Source organism: Lactobacillus sp. WILCCON 0149 (genome assembly GCF_057197965.1).
Genome location: NZ_JBUBHO010000001.1, coordinates 2,070,021 through 2,087,441 on the forward strand (window position 1 = coordinate 2,070,021; position 17,421 = coordinate 2,087,441).

A 17,421-nucleotide genomic window follows, 5' to 3' on the forward strand; every position below is an offset into this window, starting at 1 on the left:
TTTTCAAAAATGCTAAAAATATCCTACTTGAAGAACCGCACCTGGTCCTTCAGCTTGGCTCTCAAGGGCAAGAGAGCCAAAAGGCACAGGAAGATGCCGCAGCTGGCGACCACGAACATGGTCTTGTAGCCGAAGAGGTCGATCAGGGTCCCGCCGAAAAGCGGACCAAAGGCCCGGCCGACCCCGCTGGCCACCAGGGTCATCCCCTGGTACTTGCCCTTGCTGGAATACGGCGACATGTCATTGACATAGGCCGGGATAGCGGAAAAGGCCGTTGATTCACCCAAGGTCAAGATCGACATGGACAAGACAAAGCCCGGGTAGGTCTTGGCAAAAATCAAGGTCAGCCAGGACACGGCAAACATGAAAATCCCAAAATAGATCTGCTGGTAGATGCTCTTGAAGATCCGCGGGAAGCGGGCCAGGATGAGCTGGACAACCACGATGATGCTGGCGTTGATCGTCCACAGGGTTGAGTAGAGGTGGAAAGGAATCCCCAGGCTGACCATGTAGACGGACAGGTTGGACTCCCAGTTCATGTACATCAGCCAGGTCACCCCCAAGGTGATGAAGAAGCCCATGGTCATCCAGAAGTTGGCCTTCGGCATCTTTTCCGCCTTCAGCGGCGCCTGGCCGGTCTCCTTTTGTTCCAGCCGGCGAGCATGGTAGGCCACGATTGGCTTGAACTTGAAAAAGGCAACCAAGGCCCCGATCAGGAACAGGCAGCTGGCAATGATAAAGAGCAGCTCAATTGAATAGTCATAGAGGTAGCCGACGATCAAGGTCCCGATAACCACCCCAAGGTTCTGGGAGAAGTAAAGAATGTTGAAGACATAGCGGCCAGGATACTTGCGCAGGCTGGTGGCGATGGAATTGACCAGGGCCCCGTTCCAGCCCCCTAAAAAGCCCGTACAGATCAGCCAGAACCAGTAGATCGGCCAGCCGTGGAAGAAGGCCATGGCTAAAAGAACCAAAGCATCCAGCAGCATCCCGCCCGTGATCAAAGGATAAGGGTTAAGGCGGTCAAAGAGCCGGCCGCTGATGGTTGACCCCAACATGTTGGCCGCGCAGTTGCAGAAGAGGACGATCCCGATTACCGACAGGCTGATCCCCAGCCGCTTGTTCAAGTAAACGGAAGTCAGTGGCCAAATGAAGCTGGCCCCGATCCAAGTAGCCAGTTCGGCCACGACCAGCCAGGGCAGCGCGATTTCCGGCAACTGGCTCTGTCCGTGTTTAGTTTTCATTTTTCCATTACCTCCCTACATTCAGCAAAAAATAACAGTAAAAATTCTCCAGGCAATAAGAAAACCACGACTCAGCAAGTCATGGCTTCTCTCTTTATTACAATTCTACAACTCTTTCTTCTTTCCTTGCAAGGCGCGCAGGTCGGTAATATCCTGCAGGACTTCCAAAACGCCCAGATACTCCCCGGCCTTATTTCTGACCGCCAAGTATTGGATGTAGACAAAGCGGCCCCGGACTTCAAACCAGAAGGCATGCTTGTCTTTTCTCCCGCTTCTGAGGTCGTCCACGATGGCCTTGACCTTAGGCACGCTTTTTGGCATGTGAATGCTAAAAAGGTTCATCCCCAGGTCATTTTTAGAGTGGGGATAAAAGCCGCAGCTGCCGCCAAAGTAGCGGATGACATCGTCCTTGTCCACAAAGACCAGGTCCAGGGGCAAAAGATCCAGGACGGCAGAAAGCTGCTCATAGCTGAGGCCGCCTTCCGCGAACTCAATGAAAGAGTCAGTCAAGGCCGGCCGGTCTTTTTCTTCCGGCCGGCTGACCTCAACCATCTTTTGGTAGTTTTCGGCTTCATTGCCGCCCAGCTGGCCGGCAAAAGCCCCGATCTGGTCGTTCCATTTGGCGATCGCTGCCGGGTCAGCTTCCTTTTTCTCAGCAAGTTCAGCAGCCGACGGCCGCCAGGCTGGCGGATCAGGGATTAGGCAGTAGCCTACCCGGACCTCGTCTTCCTTGACTCTGAGCCAATCGGCCGGCGTCGCCACTTCTGTCAAGAGCGGCAGCATGATTGCCTCTTCCTTAAAGATCATTTCGGTGACTTCCTTAGCCGCCTGTTTGACCTTTTTGGCCAAAAATTTTGGATCACCTGCTTCCGCCGCCTGCCGGGCCTCCTTGATCCAGCCCCGGATGTCGTCGTCTACCCCCCACATGACCTGGGGCGGGGCGGTAATGCCGTACTTGGTCATCAAGGGAAACATGGAGATTTCTTTTCTGGTGTAGTGCTTGTCCACTTGGGCCAGGTCAGCCAGCTCCTGCTTGATTTTTGCCAAAAGTTCCGGCTCTTCCTTCTCTTCATACTTGGCCAGATCCGGCAAAAGGGCATCGTTGACCAAAGAGGTCAAAACGACATTCTCCTGCTTCAAGGTCTGGACCGGGTGGCCGGGCCGGGCAAAGGCATCCCCCACTTCCTGCTCGCCGATCGACCCCCGGAAGACTTCCGCGTGAACCGTGCACAAGTTCTGGATTTCCTGGGGGTTGAGGCCGCCGGCGATCAAGGCCCGCTCAGCTTCCGTGATTTCCTTGACCGAGACTGAGGAAAAAGCTTCATTGAACATAGCCTTGGCCTGGTCAAAGTCCCCTTTTTCCTGCAAAAGGCGCAAGATCTCCAGCAGCTTCTCCTGCCGCTCTTTTAAAGACATGGTCATTACTCAGTCACCTCGTATCCCTTCAAGCGCAGCTTCTCCTTGACCTCTTCCAAGTCAAAGCCCATGGCCCGGCAACCCATTGGCAGGGTCATCAGCCGGCCCACCGTGTCCAGCATGCCTGGAATCTTGATCCGGTTGAAGCCAATCTCAGCCATGTCCTCAATAAATTCCGGATACTGGTCAGCGAAAGTCTTGATCGGCTGGTGGAGGTTGATCTCCTTAGCCGCCGGAGCCGGCTCTTCCTTGATGCCCAGCTGCTTTTTCGCTTGCTCGCTTAAGCGGTCCGGGGTCCAGACCGGGTACCAGACCAGCTTGATGTCCACCTGCTTGATGGCGTCCAGCTGGCCTACGGCCTGGCGGATTTCCCGGTTGAGGTAGTCGTTTAAGGGGCAGCCGGCCGTCGTCAAGGTCATGGTCACCAGGCAGTTGCCCTCATCATCGATGTCGACTCCGTAGATAAGGCCCAGGTCGACCACATTGACCAGGAGCTCCGGATCGATGACGGTCTGCAGCTGGCCGATAACCTGGTTAACCAAAGCGCGTTTTTCTTCGTCCATTTTTTCCTCGCTAAAAAACTATCTCTGCAGCTTGTCCCAGATGACCGGGTGCAGGTCCGGGGTCTTGAGGGACTTCTGCACGTCGATGATCCGCTGGTTGCTGGACCCTCTGAACTGCAGGGTCAGGTCCTTCAAGTTGTCCATGAAGCGGCCGTCGACCAGGATGTCCAGCTTCTTGAGCATTTCCACCTTGTCCGGCGTCTCCTTTAAGAGTTCCTCCCAGGTATAGCCGGACCAGGACCAGATGTCCTTGCTGTGGCCGTATTCAGCCCGGACCCGGTCAATGATCCGGTTGCAGACCCAGGTGTTCAAAAAGGGTTCCCCGCCAAGCAAGGTCAGCCCTTGGACATAGGACTGGCCGATGTCTGCAATGATCTGATCTTCCAATTCCTGGGTGTAAGGCCGGCCGTAGTTGAAGTTCTGGGCGGCCAGGTTGTAGCAGCCCGGGCAGTCAAAGAGGCAGCCGGACACGTACAAGGAGCAGCGGACCCCTTCCCCGTCAACGAAGTTGAAGGGCTTGTAGTCAGCAATCTTGTGCTTGCTGTAGTCTTCTGAGATCCATTCGCCCGGCTTGGGATTCTTGGGCTGGCGCTTCATCTTCCGGGGCTTGGCCGTCTGGCCGGCATTTTTAGCCTTGTACTGGTTGGCGTCCACAAAGACCGTTTCCCCGCCGACGCTGATCCGGATCAGGTTGTCCCGGACGTCAGGGCCTTCTTGCTGATTCTTGTCTTTCTCTGGCATCTGCTTCTCCTTTGCTCTCGATAAAAAATAGGCAGGAAAGATTCCTGCCTATTAGTATAATTCTTTTCGTTTAGTATTGGCTGTTCTTCTGCTTTTCCAGGCTGGCTTCCTCGCTGACCATGCCCAAGCTCATGTGCTTGGCCCGGTGGGCGATTTCTTCGTGCCGGCCGTGAACCATTGGCCGCTTCAAAGGATTGCCCAGGTAGCCGCAGGTCCGCTTGACGCAGTCACAGGTTTCCGGGTTGTGGTTGCCGCATTGCGGGCATTCAAAGCCCTTGGCGGTTGACTTGAACTCGCCGGCAAAGCCGCATTCGTAGCACTTGTCGATTGGCGTGTTGGTACCCAGGTAGCCGACTCTGTCGTAGGCCCAGTCCCAGACAGCTTCCAGGGCGGCCGGGTTTTGCTTCAGGTTCGGGTATTCGCAGTAGTGGATGAAGCCACCAGCAGCGTAGTATGGGTAGTCCTTTTCAAAGTCCAGCTTTTCAAATGGGGTCGGGTGCTTGCGGACATCGTAGTGGAAGGAGTTGGTGTAGTATTCCTTGTCCGTGATGTCCTTGACCTTGCCGAACTTTTCCGTGTCCAGGCGGCAGAAGCGGTCAGTCAGACTTTCGCTTGGCGTGGAGTAGACGCTGTAGTGGTAGTGGTTCGGGTCTTCCTTTTCCCACTTGGCGCAGGCATCGTGCAGCTTCTTGACCACTTCCAAAGTGAAGGCCTTGGCTTCCGGGTTCTTTTCCCAGTTTGGCCCGTAGAAGACCGTGCCGACTTCGTAAAGGCCGATGTAGCCCAGGGAAACCGTGGCCCGGCCGTTCTTGAAGAAGTCGTTGACGTCACCGTCATCGCCAACACCTTTGCCAAAGGCACCGTATTCGTACAGGGTCGGAGCGTTGACCGGCTTAGCTTCAGTAACCTTCTTGGCCTTGTATTCGCAGGCTTGCCGGCCCAGTTCCAGGCGGTCATTGAAGATTTCCCAGAAGCGGTCCATGTCGCCCTGGCTTTCCATGGCGATTCTTGGCAGGTTCAAGGTAACCACGCCCAGGTTCATCCGCCCGGAGTTGACTTCCTGGCCATTTTCATCCTTCCAGCCCTGCAGGAAGGACCGGCAGCCCATTGGGGCCTTGAAGGAGCCGGTGATGTCGATGATCTTGTCATAGCTCAAAACGTCCGGGTACATCCGCTTGGTAGCACATTCCAGGGCCAATTCCTTAACGTCGTAGTTCGGGTCGCCTGGGTGCAGGTTCAGCCCCTTCTTCAAAGTGAAGACCAGCTTCGGGAAGATGGCCGTCCGGTGTTCCCGGCCCAGGCCTTCGATGCGGACCTTCAGGATGTCCTTTTGGATTTCCTTTTCAATCCAGTTGGTCCCCAGACCGAAGCCCAAGGTGGTAAAAGGCGTCTGCCCCTGGCTGGAGAACATGGTGTTGATCTCGTATTCCAGGCTCTGCATAGCGTCGTAGATGTCCTTTTGGGTCCGCTTCTTGGCAAAAGCCTGCACCTTGTCTTCGTCGTCGATAAATTCGCGCCCTTCTTCCAGGTGCTTTTCGTAGTTCTTTTCGGCAAAAGGCGCCAGAACTTCGTCGCAGCGGTCAAAGGAGCAGCCGCCGTATTGGCTGGAAGCCACGCTGGTGATGATCTGAGCTACCTGGCTGGTGGCCACCCGGATGGAGTTCGGCACTTCCACGAAGGCATTGCCGATCTTGAAGCCGTGGTTGAGCATGTAGTCAAAGTCGATCAGACAGCAGTTGGACATTGGTGAAAGGGGCGTGTAGTCCAGGTCGTGCCAGTGGATGTCCCCGCGCAGGTGGGCCTTGGCGATGTGCTGAGGCATCAAGGTCAAACCAACCGTCTTGCCCACAGTCCCGGCAGTCAGGTCACGCTGGGTGGCAAAAACGTCAGAGTCCTTGTTGGCATTTTCGTGGACGATGCTTGGGTCCTTGTCGACCAGCTTGGCCAGGCGCTGCTTGGTGTCAGTTTCCGCCCGCCATTCAGCTTCGTCTTCCTGCCGCTTGGCTTCGTATTCCTTGGCTTCATTCAAGTAGCCCAGCTCATTCAAGCTGGCTTTAAAAGCATCGTGGACCTGTACGGCATCAACCGTGTAGGCGGCCAGCTTGGCGTAAACCTTGCTCAAAACGGCAGCCTTGATTTCGCTGTCTTCCAGGCCAAGTTCGTCCAGAACCATTTCCAGCTTGAACTGCTCAAATTTAAATGGGGCACCGTCGCGCTTGATGAACTTCTTTGGCGCATTGGCAAAATCCAGGCTCACGGCTTCTGCTGCTGGCTTTAACATGACAATCAACCTCTTATCTCTCAAAAATACTTTACATTTTTTACATCCAGCCCCTGGGGCCGGTTAAGCGAGTTACCCACAAGCAGTAGACTATCTTGTGGATTAAGTGTGGATAACCACCACATCTTGTTTTGTTTATGAGATAAGCATAGCACAAAATACCAGATCTTGTGGTCTATACAAAGACGCATTTGTGTTAAATGACAGAGCAGAATTCAGTTGCCACGGGACTTTGGGCCCGTATATTTTTAAAAAAAGAATATTTTGTTCGGACAAATATTTTTGTCCTTTTGCCAAAGTCCTTCGAAAATTTCAAAAAGATAAAAAAACGTCTAGAGAAAATCAAGAAATTCCAGAATACAACTGTTCTATGTTTCGCCAACTGAGCCAGCAGAGTCTTAGATATTTCAACACAGTCGATTAGCAAACGAAAGTCTCTCACCGCGGGAGACTTTCGCAGTGAGTCCGTATAGACTATTTTTTTGTATAGTACCCTCATCCTCAAATTTTTTGAGACTGGCGGGCAATCTTTTTTAAGTGGCAATATTTGACAATAACGACATAAAGTGATAATCTGTTTTATGTCGATAACAACATTTATGAAAGGTGGAAAATAATTATGGCAAATTTAAATCACATGGACAAGCAATTCAAAACATTGGATGACTTTTTAGGAACGCATTTCATTTATACGTATGATAATGGCTGGGAATATGAGTGGTACGCTAAGAATGATCACACGGTCGATTATCGAATTCATGGCGGAATGGTTGCTGGACGTTGGGTTAAGGATCAGCCTGCGCATATTCATCAATTAACTGAGGGCATTTATAAAGTTGCTTGGACCGAGCCAACGGGAACCGATGTTGCCTTGGATTTCGTTCCTAATGAACATAAGCTTAACGGTACGATCTTCTTTCCAAAATGGGTACAAGAACATCCAGAGATTACGGTCTGCTTCCAAAATGAACATATTGATTTAATGCATGAATCACGTGAAAAGTATGAGACTTATCCAAAATTGGTGGTTCCTGAATTTGCAACAATTACCTATATGGGCGATGCTGGTCAAGATAATGATGAAGTTATCAACGAAGCTCCTTATGCCGGTATGACCGACGATATCCGCAATGGTAGCTTCTTTGATGAAAATTATCATCGCTTGGCTAAATAGCTTGTTATATAATATTTTGCAGAATCAGATCGGAAAGGATGCTGCAAAATGCCGCAAAAAAGGATACTCCCTTATGTTATTATGGGGATTCTGCTTAATAAGGACTGTACCGGAAAGCAGATTATGGATGAGTTTCGCTTTGACATTGGAGAATTCTGGCAATCATCACATAGTCAGGTTTATCCAGAGCTAAAACGCATGGAACAAGATCATTGGATTGAAAGCTATTCAATGAAAGGTAATGATAAAGAGATACATTATCATTTAACAGCTAAAGGTTATGAAGTTATTAATAGTTGGTTGATGGAACCTGTTGATAAGTTGCCGGTATCCAAAGACCTATTTTCCTTAAAGATATTTTTCATCAATGACTGTAATGATCCGAGACTAGAAAAACTGTTTGACCACCAGATTCAATTGGTCAGCGACAGTCTTAATCATCTGCGCAAGCGTCAGCAAGCATTATTCAGCAGCCAAGAACAGATTGATCAACAATATGGACATTATTTGATTTTAACTCGCGCGATCAGCCGGCAAGAAAATCAATTGGTCTGGTTGGAAGATAAATTGAATAATCGGTAATGAAAAGAGCAATCGCGGTATGAGTCTGGGAAAAACTAGGCTCTAGATAAATAAAAAAGGTGAAACTCGATGTAATATTTCGAGCTTCACCTTTTTTGCTTGCTGGACAGCTAATATTTTTATTCGTTAGAGTCTTTTTCTCCAGACTCTTGTAACATCATTTCTTATTTGTCGAAGTACTGGCCCTTGTTGACCTGGAAGTAGGTCTTGAAGCGCTTGTAGTAGTTGTGGAACATGTACTTCATCAAAAGCCAGCGCTTAAAGGAGCTGTCCTGGTCGTAGAAGACGGTCGTCCCTACCTGGCCGGCATCGATCAATTTCAAGGCCGCCTGCTTGGCCTCGTTGTCAACGGCGTACTCCTTGAAGATCTTCTCCGGCACGCCCAGCCAAAGCATGTGGCTGCTTTCCAGCTTGTTAGCGTAGACGGTCTCCTGGCCGGCCAAGGAGTCTTCAGCGTAGTCTTCCACGTACCACTTGGCCAGGTTGTAACCGTTCAAGGTCACGTAAAAGCTGGACCGGCCCTGGCGGAGGTTGATTTCAAAGAACTTGTACTGGCCGTCGCGGGCATCGTACTTGATGTCGAAGTTGGCCATGCCGACATAGTTGATCTTCTCTAGGAAGGTCTGGACGGTCTCGTAGAGCTTTTCATCATAGGCCGGCAAAATAGCCATGTAATTCCCGATTGACTGCGGAGTCGGGTCTTCCAAGAGCGGGTGGCCCAGGCACATCATCTTAACCTGGTGGTGCTTGTCCACATAGGCGTTCAAGACCCGCATGTTGGAGTCATCGCCCGGGATGAAGTCCTGCAGGATCAAGTCTTCCTTGTAGCCGTTGGTGTAGATCTTGCCCACGATGTCCTTGAATTCATCCAGGTCCTTGATGACAAAAGCCTTCTTCCGACCTTCAAACTGGACGTCCAGCCAAGAAACCGGGTCTTCCGGCTTTAAGGCAACCGGAAAGGCAAAAGGCACGTCGGCGTATGAGCCGTCCTGGTAGTCAGCCAGCTTGATGATCTTGGTCTTCGGGTAAGGCAGGCCGTATTCTTCACAGACCTCGTAGAAGCCTTCCTTGGAGATCAGCTTTTCCAAAAGCTGGTAGTCGATGTAAGGAACAACGAAGGTCCCTTCCAGCTCTTGCTTGTGCTTAGCCAGCAGTTCCGCGTAGCCGTCCCCACAGGCAATCAGAATGACTGGCTCTTCATGATTCTGGTATTCCTTGATTTTTTCCTGCATGACTTCCATGAAGCCCGGGTCTTCGGAAAAACCAGGGTGCACTTCAACGTCCACGATCTTGGAGTAGCGGGTTGCCGCCAATTGCGTTGCCGCCCAAGCCTGGACCTTGATGCCGTAAGCTTCGTTAAAAGACCGCGCCATCCCATAGACGTTGATGTCGCTGCCCAGCAAAATTGGTGTAAATTTAGCCATTAGTAATTAAATTCTCTCTCTCTTCTTTTTGGATTAGAGCAGCTTGCCTTGAGCAATCAGGCTGGCCACTTCTGGCTGCACGTGTTGGTACTTGCGCACAGTTCCCTCGTAGTCAACGAAGAAGAGCTTGTACCAAACCAGGAAGGTGTAAATTGCCCAGATCTGCCGGCGGTGAGAACCGTCCCCATTGTAGTTCTCGTCCAGCAGGTCCAGGATCTTCTTTTGTTCAAAAATATCATTGACGAAATCTTCGCTGAAGAGGTCTCTGACCTGCTTGTAGAAACGCTCTTCCTGCAGCCACTGCTTGATTGGCGTCGGGAAGCCCAGCTTCGGCCGCTTGGCCCATTCATCCGGCAGAACCTGTTCTGAGGCCTTGCGCAGGGCATACTTGGTGTCGTACTTGTTGACCAGGTACTTGCTTGGAATGGAGTTGGCCAGTTCGGCAATCTTCACGTCCAGGTAAGGCACCCGGAGTTCCAGGGAGTGGGCCATGGAAATCTTGTCGGCCTTCTGCTCGATGTCGTTGAGCATGAAGTGGTGCAGGTCAATGTACTGCATCTGCTTGACATTGTCCAGGTCCTTGACCTTCTTGAAGTCTTCCTGGTAGTTGCCGTTGACCGTCAATTTGTTCCGGTAGCTTGGCTGCAAGACGGCGTTAGCATCCTTGGAAGTGAAGATGGTCGGGTAGTCCATGTCGTAGATGACTGACTGGCCCACGTAGAATTCACTTGGTTCAGCCAGGTTGGTGTAAAGGTGCACCTTGCCCGGGAAGTTCGGCATCTTCTTGATCTTGTGAGCCAGCTTGACCCGCTTGCCCTTTGGCAGCTTCTTCAGCTTGTCGGTAAAGACCTTGATGACATTGTTGTGGGTGTGCATCCCGTAGTTTACGTAGCCGGCAAAAAGTTCATCGGCCCCTTCCCCAGACAGGGCAACGGTCACGTGCTTTCTGGCCAGTTTGCACAGGTACCACAAAGGAATGATTGACGGGTTGGCGTCTGGTTCGTCCATGTGATACTGCATTTCCGGGAAGTCCCGCATGGCTTCTTCTGAGTAGACCTTGTCGGCGTAGAAGTGCCAGCCGTTGATGTCCGCCAGGGCCTTGGCCTTGGAGGCTTCGTCGTAGGTGTTGTCGTCAAAGCCGATGGAGAAGACTTCGTCCGGGTCCAAAAGGGCCGTCAAGAAGCTGGAGTCAACCCCTTCGCTGAGGAAGGCCCCGACCTTAACGTCGGCGTTGCGGTAAAGGTCAACCGTTTCCTTCAAGTCTTCGTTGATCTTCTTGACCGTTTCTTCAAAGGAAAGGTTGTTGTCCTTGTATTCGGCATCCCAGTACTGGTGGGTCTTCATCTTGCCGTCCTTGTATTCAAACCAGTGACCTGGCTGGAAGCGGTAGACGCCCTTGAAGAAGGTCTCCTTGAGGTCGTTGTACTGGTTCATCAGGTATGGCTTGACGGCTTCGGTGTTCAGTTCCTTTTTAAAATGAGGGAAGGCCAAAAAGCTCTTCAGTTCTGAGCCGACCAAGAGGTGGCCGTCCACGTCCTGGTAGTACATCGGCTTGATCCCGAAGAAGTCCCGGGCCCCGTACATGGTCTGGGTGTTGCCGTCCCAGATGATGAAGGCGAACATCCCCCGGACCCGCTTGAGGATCCCGTCCATCCCCCATTCTTCATAGCCGTGCAGGATGACTTCAGTGTCGGCCTTGGTGGTAAAGGTGTGGCCCGCCTTGATCAGTTCTTCTCTCAAAGGCTTGAAGTTGTAGATTTCCCCGTTGAAAATGATCGCCCGGCTGCGGTCTTCGTTGTAGATTGGCTGACTACCGCCCCGCAGGTCGATAATCGACAGTCTTCTGAAGCCCAGGGCCACCTTGTCGTTGGTGTACATCCCATCGCTGCTTGGTCCCCGGTGTTCAATGGTAGCCATCATCTTGCCGATGGCCGCCTGCTTGTCATTGATTTCTGGATCGTAAAAGGCGACAATTCCGCACATATTTTCTCTTCCTTAATTCTAGTTAGTTTCTATAAAGTCAACTTCTTATTATAAAACAAGGGCTCTAATGTTTACAGAGTCCTTGTCAATCTTTACTTAAATGAAAAAAATTCTCCGTCTGGTCGCGGCCCCATAGCCAAAGACCTTGATCCGCCGCCGGAAAAGGTCCACGTTGACGATGTAGCCCGCAAATTCATTCTGGTGGTCCATCTTCCGGTTTAAGTTCTTGTTATACTTGGTCGTCAGCTGATGGCTTGGGCCCATCAAGGCTGAGCAGTTGAACAGGACATACTGGATGCCGTTGATCCGGTACTGGTCTTCCACATGCCGGTGGCCGCAGAAGTAGGCAATGATCCGGGCATCCTTGACCTTGGTGAAGTCAAAGTCATTGCTTAAGCGGAATTCCGCTGGCACGTCCTTGCTGGAGTGCATCCGGCCCTTTTCCTTCTGGTTGAAGGCCACTAAGAGCTCATGCAGGGACCGTCCGTTGTACTTCAAGGCATTGCCGCCCTTCCGGTTGATCGGGTTGGCGTGGCTGAGCAGGATGACCTGCTTGCCGCTTGACTGCTGCAGGATTTCGATCAATTCCTGCACTTGGTCTTCCCGTACCCCCAGGGTCAATTTGACGTCGTACTTTTTCTGTCCTTTTTCATCCAAAATGTAGGGAATGTCTGACGTGTTCAGACTGATCACCCGGACATGGCCCTGGTCAAACCAGGCCACCCCGTGCTGGCGGGAAACATAGCCCAATTCCCGCTGCCGGTACATCTCCGGCCACATGATCTTCTCAAACTCCCGCTCCGGGAAGCTGGCCTTTAAGTCATGGTGCTCGTCAAACTTGTCGTTTTCATCATGGTTGCCCTTGATCATGAGGTAAGGCACCTGGCTGGACTTAAAGGAGTCCCGCAGCTTCATCAGCTCGCTTTCGCTGATGAGGCCGGCATCAGAACCGTCGATCCAGTCGCCCAAGTGGCATTTGAGGTCCAGGATGTCCAGCTGGTCCAGGTAGGAAAACTCTCTGACATGCATCAAGCCGTTCCAGCCATAGAAGTCCAGGCTGTCGACATTCTTGAAGTGGGTGTCGGTAATGACCCCGATATTGACGGAGTCGTCGCCTTCCCTGATTTCCTTTTTCACGTCGGAGACAAAGCGGGTCAAGTAGTCTTCCACGACATAGCGCCGGCCCGTTTCCCGGCTGCGGAAAGCCTTGAAGCGATTCAGTTCCGGCACGAATTTCCGGTCGTATTCAGCAGCCAGGCTGTCGGTGTTTTCCGGACTGAGCGCCTGGTGCAGGATGCCCTGGTCATCTTGGTAGACCGTCAAGGTAAACGGCCGGCCGTCAGGCGTTGCGTCGCGAGCATCGACATGGTACTCCCCTACCGTCAGATACTTCTGCATGGGATCCAGGAGCTCGCCGCCATTCTTTTGCACGGCGCGCAATTTGGAAGCCCCAACTGCCTTGTCAATAATTCCCTTTGTGTATTTAAACAGGTCCATTTCTACCCTTCCAAAAAGCCTAAAATCACAAAAAGCCGGGCCTCCCCCGGCTCTCAATTATAGATTTTCTGCTAAAGCGTGTGCCGCCAAGCCCAGGGAAAGCACGGCATCCTTAGACAAGACGTTGCGCAGGTCGGCAGCGGCGATGGCTTCAACCGCCCCGATGACCTTGAGTCCGTAGACCAAAACGTGCATGTCGGTTCTTGGCACGTAGTTGCCTTCGACATAAACGTTTTCGTGGTTGTAGGTCAGGTTGATTTCGTCCTTGTCAACGAAACCATCCACGTGGTTGGTCAAGATGCGGTCATGCAGGTCGCCCAGCTTGCCGGTCAGATTAGTCAAGGCCAGGTAGTGGTCACTTTCAGTTTCATAGTATTCATCTTCGGTCCGGTCGAAGTAATTGCTGATGGGATCGTTCAAGACGCCCAAATCATCGATGGCCTGGTAAACCCGGCCGGTATCCAGCTTTGCTTCACCGTTAAGAATCTTGTCTTGAGCTTCAGCCAACTCGTCAGCCAGCTCCATGGTAGTTAATTTTTCCATGTTGTCCTCCTTGCAATCTTACCCTAATTATAGCAAAAAGTCGGTCTGGAATAGCTTTTTTTACTTGGGCAAAGCGCTTTTTTAAGGATAAAAAGAGTTTCCTAAAAATAATGACAAAAAAATTAAAGTCCATCTGGTATTTTTTAAGTTATTTGCTATAATTAGTAATATCTCTTAGATCAGTAGTTTAGCTGCATCTATCTGGCTGTGTCGTAATATATGAGTTTTATAAGAAAAAGAAGGCAAAAAACATGAGAAGCAAGAAACTTTTAGCCAGCTCAGCCGTAATCTTAGCCAGCGCGGCCACCTTAGCCGCCTGCGGGTCAAACAGCTCACAAACCAGCGCCAAGAAGCAGACCCTTACTTGGATGAACACCGCGGAAATGGCGACTTTGGACGCCTCCAAGGCAACCGACCAAGCATCTTATGAACAAATCAACAACGTTGAAGAAGGGCTCTACCTTTTGGGCAAGAATGCCAAGGTGCAAAACGCCCTGGCCACTTCCACCAAGAACAGCGCTGACGGGAAGACCTGGACCTTTACTTTGAGGAAGAACGCCAAGTGGTCCAACGGGGACCCGGTTACGGCCCAGGACTTCGTCTATTCCTGGCGCAGAACCATCGACCCGAAGACCGCGTCTGAATATGCCTATTTGTTCTCCGGCATCAAGAACGCTGACGCGATCGCGGCTGGCAAGAAGAAGCCAACTGCTTTGGGGATCAAGGCTGACGGCAAGTACAAGCTGACGGTTACTTTGGAAAAGCGGATTCCTTACTTCAAATTGCTGATGGCCTTCCCGCTCTTCTTCCCGCAAAACCAGAAGTTCATTGAAAAGGCCGGCTCTAAGTACGCAACCTCATCCAAGTACATGATCTACAACGGGCCATACAAGCAAGTCGGCTGGACTGGGTCCAACCTGACCTGGAAACTGGTCAAGAACGACAAGTACTGGGACAAGAAGAGCGTTAAACTCGACACGGTCAAGTTCAGCGTGCAGAAGACTCCTTCAACTGACTACAATCTTTACCAAAGTGGCAAGCTTGACGCCGCCTTCCTGGATGCCCAAGCCACCAAGTCTTTGAAGGGCAAGACCGGCTACACCCAGCGCAAGATGTCCACGACCCAGTACCTGTCCTACAACACCAAGAAGCACCCGGAATTCAAGAACAAGAATCTCCGCTTGGCTATTTCCATGGCCATCAACCGGAAGGAACTGGCTTCAACTCTGGGCGGGGCAGCTACTCCGGCGACGACTTTTGACCCAGAAGGCATGACGACTGTTAACGGCAAGGACTACACTGACACGGTCAAGAACGCCGCTACTGAAAAGGCAACGACTTACAATGTCACTGAAGCCAAGAAGCTCTACAAGCAAGCTTTGAAGGAAACCGGCAAGAAGAAGATCTCCTTCACCCTCCTTGGCGACGACGACGACACGGCTAAGAAGGCAGCGGAATTCGTCCAAAGCCAGCTGGAAAACAACCTGGGCATCGACGTGCAAGTTCAAAGCATCCCGAAGAAGACCCGGCTGACCAGAATGATGAGCGGCAACTTTGACGTTGTTTCAACTGGCTGGAACGCCGACTTCTCCGACCCAATTTCCTTCCTTGACCTGCAGACTACTGGTGCTTCATACAACTACGGCAAGTGGTCAAACAAGACTTACGACAAGTACGTGGCTGCTTCTAAGACGACTGGTTCAGATGCTGACCGCTTCAAGGACCTGGCCAAGGCTGAACAAGTTCTGCTGGAAGAACAAGGGGTTACCCCACTCTACCACCCAATCGAAGCCTGGATGGTCAAGCCAAGCGTTAAGGGCGTGATCTACAACGGCGCCGGGGCAAACTACAGCTTCAAGTACGCTTACCTGAAGTAACAAGCAGCAATAGCACAACAAACAACAGATAACAGACAACAGACTAGAAACAAAGAAAAGAGGCTCGCGTTACGCGAGTGCTATAAGAAATGTGGAAGAATGTGCGCTTGATACCGGCTGGTTCACATTATGGTCAAGATATTCAACTTTGTGACTATCACATTATCGATATCTCTACTTCCAGCACCGACATGCCTGGCTGGAACATACCCAGCACATAACATAGGACTCTGCCGGCTTCCATTTCTCTCACGAGCGTTCATTGCCAAGCTTTCGCATTGACAGCGTGGGCGATCTCTGCACTCGATATGCTCACATCACCTGTACGGCCGAAGCCGCAGATAATGCCTTTATCCGAAGATGAGCAACCGAACTGTCTCACGAGTTCTGAACTCGCTTCTCGCACGTTCTTCCATTTGAGGAATCGCATGCGCGGTCGTAGAAACCGATTCGTTGCCAAAACAACTTATCGGTTTCCCGTCCGGTGAGCCATCTGCACCGAAACAGCCACTTACGCAACTGCCTAAGTAACAGATGGCATTCCGGCCATTAGCCTGCCCGCATGGATCCTTGCGGATCCCTTAATTTTTTACAATGCTTTATTGTATCTTGGATGATCAATCAAAAAAGTAAGATTCATCATCGCATTCATGTCCCGATCTACAACCTTGTTGTAGTTCGGGCATTTTTTGTTGTAGCACACATATTCATTGTGCTTGGTGCCGTGCTTTTTATTGCCAGAAAGAGTAATCTTCTCATCGTCCTTCTTGACGTTGCCGCACGCTGCACAGCGCTGGGTGCTTGGATAAAAGCGATTGGCAATCACCAGCTTAACCCCGGCAGACTTACACTTGTATTCAAGATAGCTGCGAAAGCGTCCAAACAGTGCACGGTGCACGCCTTTTGAAGCGACATGGCTCATAAGCATGCCCTTGACGTCCAGATCCTCAATGCAGATTGCATCATATTCTCTGACAAGGTGAGTCGTGTACTTGTGCATTGCATCATCCTGCATGCGGTGAGCACGCTCGTAAAGCTTCTGAAGCTTGATTCTCGCTTTTTGATAGCTTTTTGAGCGCTTCCCGGCAATCTGGCCATTTTCTTCCAGCTTTCTTGCCAGAATCCGCTGCTGATGCTTGATGTTCTCATAGACTCTCTCAAGATTGACAGCGCCATTGTTTCCTTTGTGCAGAAAATAGTGTTCTCCCTCTGCATCATTGAAATGGCTGACATTGACATCGATCCCTGTTTTCTTACCCGTATGCTTGTGAATGTATGGTGGCATTTCATACTTGTAAGGAACCGCCATGTAGTAATGGCCGTGTTCACGGTAAAAGCTTATCGTCCCAAATTCGGCATTTTTGGGGATTTCAGAAAATCTTATGCTATGCCACTCACCCTTATAAGGTGCTGGAACAGGTAAGGTCAGCTTTCCGTGATTGCCTTCCTTTGCAAGCACCACGCCTTGATTCAATTTAAAGCCTTGGCGTTTGGCTTTCTTGGATTGAAAAACGGGGTGTCCGGCACCTCTTTTAACTTTGAGTGCCTTATCTTTGGCAAACTTCTTGAACGATTTGCCCAAGTCAGCACATGCTTGCTGCAGGATACGAGAAGAGATCTGCCTTTCCCATGACTGTTTGCTTGCTGTAAGCTTTTTCTGAATCAGTGCTGCGGTTGGATAGTATCTAGATATAAATAACTTCTGCTCTTCAGTAAATTGCCGTTCTTCTTTCGGCTTCTTGAATTCCGCCAGAATCTCTGAACTGACTAGCATACGGTATTCCGAATAGGTCGCATTCCACAATTCTAGAGCCTTATTGTAGCAATAACGGCGATAGTCACACCACTGGTCCAAGACGTGAGCCATAGTAGTATCTGGATATAAACGATATACGTGAGTCCTTTTGGTTGCCATTTGTCTTCACCTCTTTTCGACAAGCATATTTTAGCACGTATCCCAGCTCTTTTCCAAACATACGTTTGAAAAAGAGCCAAAAAATGCGTTGCATCTTTTGATTAAAATCATAGGTGCAACACACTTAATTTCTATTTGAATAGATTCGTTTTTTTCGCAAGAACATTACGCTATATTTTTC

13 protein-coding genes are annotated in these 17,421 nt (G+C 50.8%); 3 read left to right on the forward strand and 10 right to left on the reverse strand.

The annotated features are described in order from the left end of the window. Positions 1 to 23 precede the first annotated feature (23 nt). The 5 genes from ACYVUV_RS09660 to nrdD all read right to left on the reverse strand — a co-directional run bounded on the left by ACYVUV_RS09660 (position 24) and on the right by nrdD (position 6,245). Complete coding sequence (locus ACYVUV_RS09660) at positions 24 to 1,244, reverse strand: MDR family MFS transporter (protein WP_484499290.1); 1,221 nt, start codon at positions 1,242 to 1,244, stop codon at positions 24 to 26. Positions 1,245 to 1,349: 105 nt separating this feature from the next. Next, complete coding sequence (locus ACYVUV_RS09665) at positions 1,350 to 2,666, reverse strand: DUF438 domain-containing protein (protein WP_439774775.1); 1,317 nt, start codon at positions 2,664 to 2,666, stop codon at positions 1,350 to 1,352. Continuing rightward, positions 2,666 to 3,223 carry an iron-sulfur cluster assembly protein gene (locus tag ACYVUV_RS09670; RefSeq protein WP_439774776.1) on the reverse strand — a complete coding sequence of 186 codons (558 nt, stop codon included), beginning with the start codon at positions 3,221 to 3,223 and terminating at the stop codon, positions 2,666 to 2,668. Before ACYVUV_RS09670 ends, ACYVUV_RS09665 begins: the two co-directional genes overlap by 1 nt. An 18-nt stretch (positions 3,224 to 3,241) precedes the next feature. Beyond that, entirely contained in the window at positions 3,242 to 3,964 is a 723-nt protein-coding gene (gene nrdG, locus ACYVUV_RS09675) for an anaerobic ribonucleoside-triphosphate reductase activating protein (protein ID WP_003614463.1), read from the reverse strand. A gap of 70 nt (positions 3,965 to 4,034) precedes the next feature. Further along, positions 4,035 to 6,245: an anaerobic ribonucleoside-triphosphate reductase gene (gene nrdD / locus ACYVUV_RS09680; RefSeq protein WP_439774777.1), complete on the reverse strand. Its 2,211-nt coding sequence runs from the start codon at positions 6,243 to 6,245 to the stop codon at positions 4,035 to 4,037. A 637-nt stretch (positions 6,246 to 6,882) separates the two neighbouring features. On the opposite strand from nrdD, the gene ACYVUV_RS09685 reads away from it, so the two are divergent. Both ACYVUV_RS09685 and ACYVUV_RS09690 read left to right on the forward strand, forming a co-directional pair. Further along, entirely contained in the window at positions 6,883 to 7,419 is a 537-nt protein-coding gene (locus tag ACYVUV_RS09685) for a phenolic acid decarboxylase (protein ID WP_274606154.1), read from the forward strand. Between the two features lie 48 nt (positions 7,420 to 7,467). Next, the gene (locus ACYVUV_RS09690; RefSeq protein WP_439774778.1) at positions 7,468 to 8,001 is read left to right on the forward strand and encodes a PadR family transcriptional regulator; all 534 of its coding nucleotides are present in this window, start codon (positions 7,468 to 7,470) and stop codon (positions 7,999 to 8,001) included. Positions 8,002 to 8,165: 164 nt separating this feature from the next. On the opposite strand, the gene ACYVUV_RS09695 is transcribed toward ACYVUV_RS09690, so the two are convergent. The 4 genes from ACYVUV_RS09695 to ACYVUV_RS09710 all read right to left on the reverse strand — a co-directional run bounded on the left by ACYVUV_RS09695 (position 8,166) and on the right by ACYVUV_RS09710 (position 13,448). Next, a complete protein-coding gene (locus tag ACYVUV_RS09695; protein WP_439774779.1) occupies positions 8,166 to 9,425 on the reverse strand; it encodes a carboxylate--amine ligase in 1,260 nt (419 codons plus the stop codon). A 33-nt stretch (positions 9,426 to 9,458) separates the two neighbouring features. Continuing rightward, positions 9,459 to 11,408, reverse strand: coding sequence for an asparagine synthase (glutamine-hydrolyzing) (gene asnB, locus ACYVUV_RS09700; protein WP_439774780.1), 1,950 nt, complete (start codon positions 11,406 to 11,408; stop codon positions 9,459 to 9,461). Positions 11,409 to 11,504: 96 nt separating this feature from the next. Next, positions 11,505 to 12,905, reverse strand: a complete 1,401-nt coding sequence (locus ACYVUV_RS09705) for a metallophosphoesterase family protein (protein WP_439774781.1) — start codon at positions 12,903 to 12,905, stop codon at positions 11,505 to 11,507. Positions 12,906 to 12,962: 57 nt separating this feature from the next. Next, entirely contained in the window at positions 12,963 to 13,448 is a 486-nt protein-coding gene (locus tag ACYVUV_RS09710; RefSeq protein ID WP_416721351.1) for a hypothetical protein, read from the reverse strand. A 251-nt stretch (positions 13,449 to 13,699) separates the two neighbouring features. On the opposite strand from ACYVUV_RS09710, the gene ACYVUV_RS09715 reads away from it, so the two are divergent. Further along, the gene (locus ACYVUV_RS09715) at positions 13,700 to 15,325 is read left to right on the forward strand and encodes a peptide ABC transporter substrate-binding protein (RefSeq protein WP_439774782.1); all 1,626 of its coding nucleotides are present in this window, start codon (positions 13,700 to 13,702) and stop codon (positions 15,323 to 15,325) included. 589 nt (positions 15,326 to 15,914) lie between these two features. On the opposite strand, the gene ACYVUV_RS09720 is transcribed toward ACYVUV_RS09715, so the two are convergent. Continuing rightward, entirely contained in the window at positions 15,915 to 17,240 is a 1,326-nt protein-coding gene (locus ACYVUV_RS09720) for an RNA-guided endonuclease InsQ/TnpB family protein (protein ID WP_484499291.1), read from the reverse strand. Between the last annotated feature and the right edge of the window lie 181 nt (positions 17,241 to 17,421).

Coding starts and splice junctions, on each gene's coding strand:
- ACYVUV_RS09665 (WP_439774775.1), bottom strand. CDS start 2,666: ATGACCATGTCTTTAAAAGAGCGGCAGGAGAAGCTGCTGGAGATCTTG.
- ACYVUV_RS09715 (WP_439774782.1), top strand. CDS start 13,700: ATGAGAAGCAAGAAACTTTTAGCCAGCTCAGCCGTAATCTTAGCCAGC.
- nrdD (WP_439774777.1), bottom strand. CDS start 6,245: ATGTTAAAGCCAGCAGCAGAAGCCGTGAGCCTGGATTTTGCCAATGCG.
- ACYVUV_RS09670 (WP_439774776.1), bottom strand. CDS start 3,223: ATGGACGAAGAAAAACGCGCTTTGGTTAACCAGGTTATCGGCCAGCTG.
- ACYVUV_RS09705 (WP_439774781.1), bottom strand. CDS start 12,905: ATGGACCTGTTTAAATACACAAAGGGAATTATTGACAAGGCAGTTGGG.
- ACYVUV_RS09695 (WP_439774779.1), bottom strand. CDS start 9,425: ATGGCTAAATTTACACCAATTTTGCTGGGCAGCGACATCAACGTCTAT.
- ACYVUV_RS09685 (WP_274606154.1), top strand. CDS start 6,883: ATGGACAAGCAATTCAAAACATTGGATGACTTTTTAGGAACGCATTTC.
- ACYVUV_RS09710 (WP_416721351.1), bottom strand. CDS start 13,448: ATGGAAAAATTAACTACCATGGAGCTGGCTGACGAGTTGGCTGAAGCT.
- asnB (WP_439774780.1), bottom strand. CDS start 11,408: ATGTGCGGAATTGTCGCCTTTTACGATCCAGAAATCAATGACAAGCAG.
- ACYVUV_RS09720 (WP_484499291.1), bottom strand. CDS start 17,240: ATGGCAACCAAAAGGACTCACGTATATCGTTTATATCCAGATACTACT.
- ACYVUV_RS09690 (WP_439774778.1), top strand. CDS start 7,468: ATGCCGCAAAAAAGGATACTCCCTTATGTTATTATGGGGATTCTGCTT.
- ACYVUV_RS09660 (WP_484499290.1), bottom strand. CDS start 1,244: ATGAAAACTAAACACGGACAGAGCCAGTTGCCGGAAATCGCGCTGCCC.
- nrdG (WP_003614463.1), bottom strand. CDS start 3,964: ATGCCAGAGAAAGACAAGAATCAGCAAGAAGGCCCTGACGTCCGGGAC.